We start from the raw sequence: 7,907 nt of genomic DNA, 5'->3' as shown, positions 1-7,907 counted from the left end.
ACCGTCTGCCTCTCGCGGTCGCCGGCATTTTCGCTCATAGAGGCCGCCATGCCTGCCAGACGCTTCCTTTGGGTCATCACCATTCTCGTGATGATCGTCATTGCCGCCATCTTTGCCTATCGCCTGTTCGGTGACCGGCTGATCCGCCTCGCGCTAGTTCCCGGCGTGCCGTATGCGGCCCCGGCTGCCTCCCGGCCGGACTATGCCGATGCGGCGCAGTGGCTGGCCCGCCCCGACCTGTCGGCCGATGATGCGCGCTGGCTGCCGCCCGGCGCACCAGCGCTGGCTGCGCCGCCGCTTTCGGGCCAGCGTGCCGCTGTCTTTTATGTCCTGCCCACCGCCGTTTTTGATCGCGACCGCTGGAACGGCGACCTCGATGCCCCGGCCAACCGGCCGCGCGTGCAATTGTTCCTGCGCTCGCAGGCCAGCATCTTCACGGCAATCGGCGATGTCTGGAGCCCGAAGTATCGCCAGGCCGTGTTCGGGGCATTCCTGACCGACAAGCCCGAGGCCGAAAAGGCGCTCGGCCTCGCTTATGGCGATGTGCTGGCCGCGTTCGACCGGTTCATCGCCGACCAGCCAAAAGACCGCCCAATCGTGCTGGCCGGCCATAGCCAGGGCGCGTTGCATTTGCTGCGGCTGATGCGCGAACGGGTCGCAGGCATGCCGCTCGCCGCGCGGATCGTGGCCGTCTATGCCGTGGGCTGGCCGATCTCGGTGACCGCCGATCTGCCGGCGCTGGGCCTGCCCGCCTGCGCAGCGCCGGCCCAGACCGGCTGCATCCTGACCTGGCAAAGCTATGCCAGCCCGGCCGACAACTCGGTGGTTCGCGCGACGTTTGACGCCACAACGGGCCTGGCAGGGCTGCCCCGGCGCGGCACCGCCATGCTGTGCACCAACCCGTTGTTGGGCCGCACTGGCCCTGATGCGGCGCCTGCCGCGGCCAATCGCGGCAGCATGGTGCCATCGGCGGATTTCAAATCCGCCACGCTGGTTGCAGGCGGCATCGGCGCCCGCTGCACTGCGGCCGGCATTCTCGATATCGGCCCGCCGCCGGGCGGTTATCCGGGTTATGTGCTGCCGGGCAACAACTACCATGTTTATGACTTCCCGCTGTTCTGGGCCGATCTGCGCAGCGACGCGGCACGGCGCATGGCAGCTTGGAAACCGGCGATAACGGCGCCGCGATGATCCCCGGCGACGCACGGAGCGCAACGATCACCGCCAGCACGGCCGAATTTGCAGCCGCATTGCCCGATGCGGGGCGTTTGGCCGGGCTGGACCCCGGCACCAAGACCATCGGGCTGGCCACCTGCGACGCCGGCTGGACCTATGCTTCGCCCCATTCCACCATCGAACGCGGCAAATTTTCCGTTGATCTCGCGCGGCTGAAACAGTTCGTCGCCAATGAACGCATCATGGGCCTGGTGCTGGGCTTGCCGCTGAGCATGGATGGCAGCGATACGTCACGCACCCAGTCGGTGCGGGCGATGGCGCGCAATCTGGTGCCGCTGGGCCTGCCGATCCTGCTTTGGGATGAACGCTGGAGCACGCAGGCCGTCGAGCGCGCGATGATCGCCGAGGATCTGTCACGCGCCCGCCGGGCCGAACGTGTGGACAGAATGGCTGCGGCCTATATCCTGCAAGGCGCCATCGACGCGCTGACCCGCCCGAAACCGATCTGGGAGCAATCATGAGCCAGAACAAGCTTACACCCGCGCAGCAAGCCGTGCTGTTCGAACACGCCACCGAGCGGCCGTTCACCTCGCCGCTCAACGATGAAAAACGCGCCGGGGACTATCATTGCGCGTCATGCGGCGCCTTGCTGTATGCGTCCGGCACCAAATATAACTCTGGCTCCGGCTGGCCCAGCTTTTTTGATGCGGTGCCGGACGCTGTCGCCACCACCACCGATTCCAGCCACGGCATGACCCGGACCGAGGTCCATTGTGCCAAATGCGAAGGGCATCTTGGGCACATATTCCCCGACGGCCCGATGCCGACGGGGCTGCGGCATTGCATCAATGGCCTGAGCCTCGATTTCGTGCCCGAGGATGACGCATGAAAAAGCTGCTGCCGCTCGCCGCGCTGGTGTTGATGGGCCAAGCGCCGCCACCGTCGCTGGTGACGCCGACTTCGGACGAAATTCTGGCCAAGGCGCCGGCGGCACACTGGATTGCCATCAACCCCGATGACCTGATGGTGATGGACAGCGCGGCGGGCCGCATGGTGATCCAGTTGGCGCCGGACTTTGCCCCGGCCCATGTCGCCGCGATCAAGGCGCTGGTGCGTGCCGGGCGTTTCGACGATGGCCGCATCGTGCGGGTGCAGGACAATTATGTCGTGCAATGGGCAGCCAAACCCGGTGCCGGCCAGGAACCTGTCAGCCAGCCGCCCGATGTGCGCGAACAGCGCGTGCGCGCCTCGCCCTTGCCGGCGGAATATGAACGCCCCATCAAGGGCCTGTCGTTCAAGCGGCTGCCCTTTGCCGATGCCTATGCCAAGGCGGGCTTTGTCGCCGGCTGGCCCGCCGCACGCGACCGCAAGGCCGGCACGGTGTGGCTGACGCATTGCTATGCCACTGTCGGGGTTGGCCGCGACATGCCGCCTGACACCGGCGACGGGTCCGAACTCTACACTGTCATCGGCCATGGCCCGCGCCATCTTGATCGCAACATCACCAATGTCGGCCGCGTGATTGCCGGTATCGAGCCGCACGCCGCCCTGCCGCGTGGCACCGAGGCGCTGGGGTTCTACAAGGACGAAGCGGCGCGCACCAGGATCACGCAGGTCCGCATGGCCAGCGACATGCCCGGCTTTGCGCGCTGGCAGATGCTCGACACCGACAGCCGCACATTTGCCGACTGGATGGGATCGCGTGCCAACCGCACCGGCTTTTTCGTCCGGCCGGCGGGCGCGGCCGATCTGTGCAACCTGCGCGTGCCGGTGCGCGAAACAAGATGACGCCGATCACGAAATTGCTGCACGCGCCGGAATGGGCCGCGTTCCAGGTCGATGGCGTTTTCGCCGGTTCGGCGGATGACCTGCGCGATGGCTTCATCCATATCTCGGCGCCCGATCAGGTCGCCGGCACCGCCGCCAAATATTTTGCCGATGCGGCCGGCGTGATGGCGGTAACGCTCGATGCTGATGCGCTTGGCGATGCGCTGAAGTGGGAGCCGTCGCGCGGCGGCGCGCTGTTCCCGCATCTGTATCGGCCGCTGCGGCTCGATGACGTGGTCAGCGCGGCGCCGTTCAACTTGCTTTGACGCCGCGCTGCGCCGCTTTCGCCCGCTGAAACCCCTCCCGCGCCTGGCACCGTGCCCAGAATGCCTGTAAATTCGGCCCGACCTGATCGAGATGCCCCAATGTGCCGGCAAACAGCAGCGCATAGGCGACCGAAATATCCGCCACCGTGAAACGCCCGCCGCACAGCCATTCGCGGCCATCGGCAAGCGTATTTTCCGCCATCACGGTGCGCGCCAGAAACCAGCGCTTGTAATCCTCGGCAACGCGGGGTTGGCGATTTTCGGGTTTTTCGAGAAAATTGTACCGAAACACCAACGTCTGCGGAAATGTCAGCGTCGCCTCGCCGTGATGCAGGAAATTCAGATAGGCGCCGTAATCCGGCTCATGGCTTTCCACCCGCAGCGCGCCGAATTTGTCGGCCAGATACTGGCAGATGGCGGCGCTTTCGGTCATCGCAGCATCGCCATCGGTGAAAAACGGGATGGTGCCCAAGGGGTTGATCGCCAGATACTCGGGCGCCATCCAGCGCGGCGGAAACGGCAGCATCTCCAGGGTATAGTCCGCGCCAAGTTCCTCAAGCGCCCATAGCGCCCGAAAGCTGCGCGCATCCTTGCAATGCCATAATTTCATGTCTCCGCCCTTTCATTGGCGCCTGCGCCGCCCATATTCATCCCTGCTTCACCCCTGCCTGACAATCAGTACCGCATGAAGATGCAAGATCGCACCATTACCCTGACCGGAACCATCATGGACAGATTGAAGATCATCGGCGGCATCACGCTGGCGGCCATCGGCGCGGCCACCCTGGTGTTCGGCACGTCGCATCTGACGGGCAACACCAGCGTTTCGGCGCAGATCCCGCCCGTGGACACATCGCAGCCGCAGCGTGTGGTGCCGGCCGCCGGGCAGATCACCCTGTCCTATGCGCCCATCGTCAAGACGGCGGCGCCCGCCGTCGTCAACGTCTATACCGCCACGGTCGAACGCCGGCAGGGCGGGCTGATGGACGATCCGTTCTTCCGGCAGTTCTTCGGCCAGGGCAGCACGCAGCAGCCGCGCGTCCAGCAATCGCTGGGTTCGGGCGTGGTCGTGGGCGCCGATGGCCTCATCATCACCAACAACCATGTCGTCGCCGGCGCCGACCAGATCCTTGTCGCGCTTGCCGACCGCCGTGAATTCAAGGCCAAGGTGGTGTTTGCCGATCCGCGCCTCGATCTGGCGCTGCTCAAGGTCGATACTGGCGGCGCCGCGCTGCCGGTCATCCGCATGGCCGACAGCGACCGGGTCGAGGTCGGCGACATCACGGTCGCCATCGGCAACCCGTTCGGTGTCGGCCAGACCGTCACCACCGGCATCGTCTCGGCAGTGGCCCGCACCGGTATCGGCGTGTCCGACTGGCAATTCTTCATCCAGACCGACGCCGCCATCAACCCCGGCAATTCGGGCGGCGCGTTGCTCGATTCCCAAGGGCGGCTGATCGGCATCAACACCGCGATTTTCTCGCGCGGCGGTGGGTCGAACGGCATCGGTTTCGCCATCCCCGCCAAGATGGTGCGCGTGTTCCTGAACGCCGCCGACAAGGGTAAGCTGGTGTCGGGCTGGATCGGAGTCGAGGGCGAGGCCTTGACCGCCGATACCGCAAAGCAGCTCGGCCTTGACCGGCCCGGCGGCCTGCTGGTCACCGGGGTCGTTGCCGGCAGCCCCGGCGCGCGGGCCGGCATTCGGGCGGGCGATGTGCTGCGGCTGGTCGATGGCAAGGAGGTCGTCGATGGCGGCCAATTGCGCTACAGCCTTGCCACCGAAGGCGTTGGCCGCGCCCTTGATGTCGTGCTGTTCCGCGAGGGCAGCGAACGCCGGGTGTCGGTGACACTGGCGCCGCCGCCGGAAAACCCGCCGCGCTCCATCACGCCCATTGCCGCCAATTCGATCCTCAACGGCGTCACCATCGCTAATCTGTCGCCGGCCTATGCCCAGGAACTCGGCATCGGCCTGCCCGAACAGGGCGTGGTCGTGGTCGCCATCGATGGCCGCGCCCCGGCGGTGCGCTTCCTGCGTCCCGGCGCGCTGATCGAAAGCGTCGGCGGCCAGCCGGTCAAGACAGTCGCCGATGCGGTGGGGCTGGCGAAAAAGGGCGCGCTCGTGATGCGTTTTTCGCAGAATGGCCAGCGGGCAGAATGCGGCGTCAATGCGCAGGGTGGCCTTGGCTGCCGCTCTTGATTGGCGCTTTGGCCTGAGTTTGGCAAACACCATGGCCGATTTCCGCCAGACAGCCATCGTGCGCGTCTGTAGAAACGCGCCATGATCCTGACCCTCTCAAGCCATCCCAGCCCGCTTGGCCCGCTGCTCATCGTCACCGACGGCGCCGGCGTGCTGCGCGCGCTGGATTTTGCAGACTATGCCGACCGGCTGCACCTGTTGCTCGCGCGCCACTACGGCCCGGTGACACCGCAGCCGGGCGACACGCCGCCGGCCATCGCCGCTGCGCTCGACGCCTATTTTGCCGGGGATGCCGATGCGCTGCACGCTTTGCCCATCGCCACCAATGGCAGCAATTTCCAGCGCGCCGTCTGGGCCATGCTGCGCACCATCCCGGCCGGCGCCACCTGGAACTACGGCCAGCTCGCTGCCGCGCTCGGCAAGCCCGGCGCTGCCCGCGCCGTCGGCCTGGCCAATGGCGCCAACCCCATCGGCATCGCCGTGCCCTGCCACCGCGTCATCGGCGCCAATGGCGCGCTGACCGGCTATGCCGGCGGCATCGCACGCAAGCGCTGGCTGCTGGCGCATGAAGGCGCCGCGCTGCTCTGACACGCATTGACTTATGGGCGTGACGCTTCATCTTGCACCGTAAAGCGTGTTTCGGGGGCGTGATGAATCGTTGCTTGGTGTTTGCTGCCACATTGCTTGGGCTGTGTTTTGCGGCACCTGCCGCTGCGCAATGGCGCGTGGCGGAATCGGCAAATTTCCGCGTCTATGGCGACATGTCCGAAGCGGCACTGCGCGACAGGACGGCGCTGCTCGAAGACTATCGAGAAATGCTGTCCACTTTCACCTCGGCGCCGGCAATCGAGGACCAGCCCAAGCTGGACATCTATATCGTCGACAATATCAGCCAGGCAGTGCCGTTCGGGAAGATCAACCCGAACGTCGGCGGTTTCTACAGCGCGAGCGACAACGCCATTATCGCCTTTGCCACCAACGGCGAATATGGCCAGAGCACGCTGCTGCACGAATACGCTCATCATTACATGTTCGGCAGCGGCGCCATTGTCTATCCGGCCTGGTATGTCGAAGGCTTTGCCGAATATTTCGCAACCGCGCGGTTTCAACCGGGACGCATAGAATTCGGGCTGGATGCAACAAATCGTTCGAACAATCTGATCTATCTGACCTGGCTGCCATGGAACAAGATCGTCGATGCCAATTTCCGCTATCGCGGCAGCGAGCAGGCGGCGATGTTCTATGCGCAAAGCTGGCTGCTGACGCATTACCTGTTCCGCGTGCCCGGCATGGCGCCCAAGCTTCAGGCTTATCTGCGCGGCGTCGCAGGCGGCGAAGATTCCCTTGGCGCGTTCCGTACGCATGTCGAACCCGAACTTGACAAGCTCGGGACCCGGTTACGCGGTTATCTCGTTGGACGCGGTTTCACCTTCAGCCGCTTCAAGCGCCCGCCCCAGGCGCCGGCATCGGTCACGGTCACGTTGCTGCCAGCATCAGCGGGGCGCCTGCTGCTGCTGATGGCGTCGATGGAGCATCGAGGCCGTGATGTGAAAGACCGGGCCGCTGCGCTGGCGAAGGTGCGCGACGCCGCCAAGGATTTTCCCGGCGATGCTTTGGCGCAGCGCGCGCTGGCGCAGGCGGAATTGCGCTTTGGCACCGCCGCCGACGCTGGGCCGCGCATCGACGGGCTGCTGGCTGCTGCGCCCGCCGATGCCACCTTGCTGCGCTGGAAGGCCGAAACGTTGCTTGCACAAAAGGACGGCCGCTCGCCGGAAAACACCGCTGCCGTTCGCCGGCTGCTGGTGCGGGCAACCAAGGCTGAGCCCGGCGACTGGCGGGCGATGCATATCTACATGCACACATTCGATCTGGAACATGCGCCGCTGAAGGACAGCCAGTTCGCCGTGCTGCAACGCATGTTCGAACTGGCGCCGCAGGTCGATGGTATTGCCATCGATATGGCGTCGGGGCTGATGCAATCGGGACTTCATGCCCAGGCCGCCACCGTGCTGTCCTCGGTTGCGTTCTCGCCGCACGAAAGCGGTTACACGCGCCTCGCCCGCGCCCTGCGCGATCGCGCTGTTGCCAAGGACACCCCCGGCTATGTGGCGCAGCTCGACAAGGGCCCGCCGCCACCCGAGCCGGAAGCCGACGGGAAGAAATGACCCATCGGAGTTGCCGCGTCTGGCAATCCCGTAAATGCACCCCGCTCAATGCACCCCGTCAGGCCGCTGCATCAACTCCACCAGCACCCCGCCCGTATCCTTGGGATGCACGAAAATGATCGGCAACCCATGCGCGCCGATCCTCGGCTCGCCAGTGCCGAGCACGGTCGCGCCGCGCGCCCGCATGGCGTCGCGCGCCGCGATGATATCCTCGACTTCGAAACAGACATGATGCTGGCCGCCGGCGGGGAATTTCTTCAAGAATCCATGGATGGA

At 65.5% G+C, this 7,907-nt stretch carries 10 protein-coding genes; 8 read left to right on the top strand and 2 right to left on the bottom strand.

Annotation, left to right across the window (positions count from 1 at the left end; genetic code table 11):
- Positions 1 to 48 precede the first annotated feature (48 nt).
- Genes RMQ73_RS08970 through RMQ73_RS08950 form a run of 5 tightly spaced genes read left to right on the top strand, consistent with a single transcriptional unit; the run spans position 49 to position 3,269 of the window.
- Positions 49 to 1,191, top strand: coding sequence for a DUF3089 domain-containing protein (locus RMQ73_RS08970; protein ID WP_310497817.1), 1,143 nt, complete (start codon positions 49 to 51; stop codon positions 1,189 to 1,191).
- Positions 1,188 to 1,697, top strand: a complete 510-nt coding sequence (ruvX, locus tag RMQ73_RS08965) for a Holliday junction resolvase RuvX (RefSeq protein WP_310497815.1) — start codon at positions 1,188 to 1,190, stop codon at positions 1,695 to 1,697. The genes RMQ73_RS08970 and ruvX overlap by 4 nt, the downstream gene beginning before the upstream one ends.
- Positions 1,694 to 2,065: a peptide-methionine (R)-S-oxide reductase MsrB gene (msrB, locus tag RMQ73_RS08960; RefSeq protein WP_310497814.1), complete on the top strand. Its 372-nt coding sequence runs from the start codon at positions 1,694 to 1,696 to the stop codon at positions 2,063 to 2,065. The genes ruvX and msrB overlap by 4 nt, the downstream gene beginning before the upstream one ends.
- Positions 2,062 to 2,964, top strand: coding sequence for a peptidylprolyl isomerase (locus tag RMQ73_RS08955; RefSeq protein WP_310497813.1), 903 nt, complete (start codon positions 2,062 to 2,064; stop codon positions 2,962 to 2,964). The genes msrB and RMQ73_RS08955 overlap by 4 nt, the downstream gene beginning before the upstream one ends.
- Positions 2,961 to 3,269 (top strand): DUF952 domain-containing protein, encoded by a 309-nt coding sequence (locus RMQ73_RS08950; RefSeq protein ID WP_310497812.1) that lies wholly within the window; start codon positions 2,961 to 2,963, stop codon positions 3,267 to 3,269. The genes RMQ73_RS08955 and RMQ73_RS08950 overlap by 4 nt, the downstream gene beginning before the upstream one ends.
- Here the strand turns inward: RMQ73_RS08950 and RMQ73_RS08945 are convergent.
- The gene (locus RMQ73_RS08945) at positions 3,256 to 3,879 is read right to left on the bottom strand and encodes a glutathione S-transferase (protein ID WP_310497811.1); all 624 of its coding nucleotides are present in this window, start codon (positions 3,877 to 3,879) and stop codon (positions 3,256 to 3,258) included. The genes RMQ73_RS08950 and RMQ73_RS08945 overlap by 14 nt on opposite strands.
- Positions 3,880 to 3,954: 75 nt before the next feature.
- On the opposite strand from RMQ73_RS08945, the gene RMQ73_RS08940 reads away from it, so the two are divergent.
- From RMQ73_RS08940 to RMQ73_RS08930, 3 genes are all read left to right on the top strand, one after another.
- Positions 3,955 to 5,466, top strand: coding sequence for a Do family serine endopeptidase (locus tag RMQ73_RS08940; RefSeq protein WP_310497810.1), 1,512 nt, complete (start codon positions 3,955 to 3,957; stop codon positions 5,464 to 5,466).
- Between the two features lie 81 nt (positions 5,467 to 5,547).
- On the top strand, positions 5,548 to 6,054 hold the full coding sequence (locus tag RMQ73_RS08935) for a methylated-DNA--[protein]-cysteine S-methyltransferase (protein ID WP_310497809.1): 507 nt from the start codon (positions 5,548 to 5,550) through the stop codon (positions 6,052 to 6,054).
- 62 nt (positions 6,055 to 6,116) lie between these two features.
- On the top strand, positions 6,117 to 7,631 hold the full coding sequence (locus RMQ73_RS08930) for a DUF1570 domain-containing protein (RefSeq protein WP_310497807.1): 1,515 nt from the start codon (positions 6,117 to 6,119) through the stop codon (positions 7,629 to 7,631).
- Positions 7,632 to 7,676: 45 nt separating this feature from the next.
- On the opposite strand, the gene RMQ73_RS08925 is transcribed toward RMQ73_RS08930, so the two are convergent.
- Positions 7,677 to 7,907 (bottom strand): VOC family protein (locus RMQ73_RS08925; protein ID WP_310497806.1); only part of this gene is annotated, 231 nt, incomplete at its 5' end.

Source organism: Sandarakinorhabdus sp. (genome assembly GCF_031430775.1).
GTDB lineage: Bacteria > Pseudomonadota > Alphaproteobacteria > Sphingomonadales > Sphingomonadaceae > Sandarakinorhabdus.
Note: the sequence above shows the minus strand (reverse complement) of the source record. Positions and strands in the feature narration are given on the sequence as shown.

Excerpts from the sequence above, each read along its gene's own strand:
- msrB (WP_310497814.1), top strand. The coding sequence starts at position 1,694 with ATGAGCCAGAACAAGCTTACACCCGCGCAGCAAGCCGTGCTGTTCGAA.
- RMQ73_RS08940 (WP_310497810.1), top strand. The coding sequence starts at position 3,955 with ATGAAGATGCAAGATCGCACCATTACCCTGACCGGAACCATCATGGAC.
- RMQ73_RS08935 (WP_310497809.1), top strand. The coding sequence starts at position 5,548 with ATGATCCTGACCCTCTCAAGCCATCCCAGCCCGCTTGGCCCGCTGCTC.
- RMQ73_RS08945 (WP_310497811.1), bottom strand. The coding sequence starts at position 3,879 with ATGAAATTATGGCATTGCAAGGATGCGCGCAGCTTTCGGGCGCTATGG.
- RMQ73_RS08950 (WP_310497812.1), top strand. The coding sequence starts at position 2,961 with ATGACGCCGATCACGAAATTGCTGCACGCGCCGGAATGGGCCGCGTTC.
- ruvX (WP_310497815.1), top strand. The coding sequence starts at position 1,188 with ATGATCCCCGGCGACGCACGGAGCGCAACGATCACCGCCAGCACGGCC.
- RMQ73_RS08970 (WP_310497817.1), top strand. The coding sequence starts at position 49 with ATGCCTGCCAGACGCTTCCTTTGGGTCATCACCATTCTCGTGATGATC.
- RMQ73_RS08930 (WP_310497807.1), top strand. The coding sequence starts at position 6,117 with ATGAATCGTTGCTTGGTGTTTGCTGCCACATTGCTTGGGCTGTGTTTT.
- RMQ73_RS08955 (WP_310497813.1), top strand. The coding sequence starts at position 2,062 with ATGAAAAAGCTGCTGCCGCTCGCCGCGCTGGTGTTGATGGGCCAAGCG.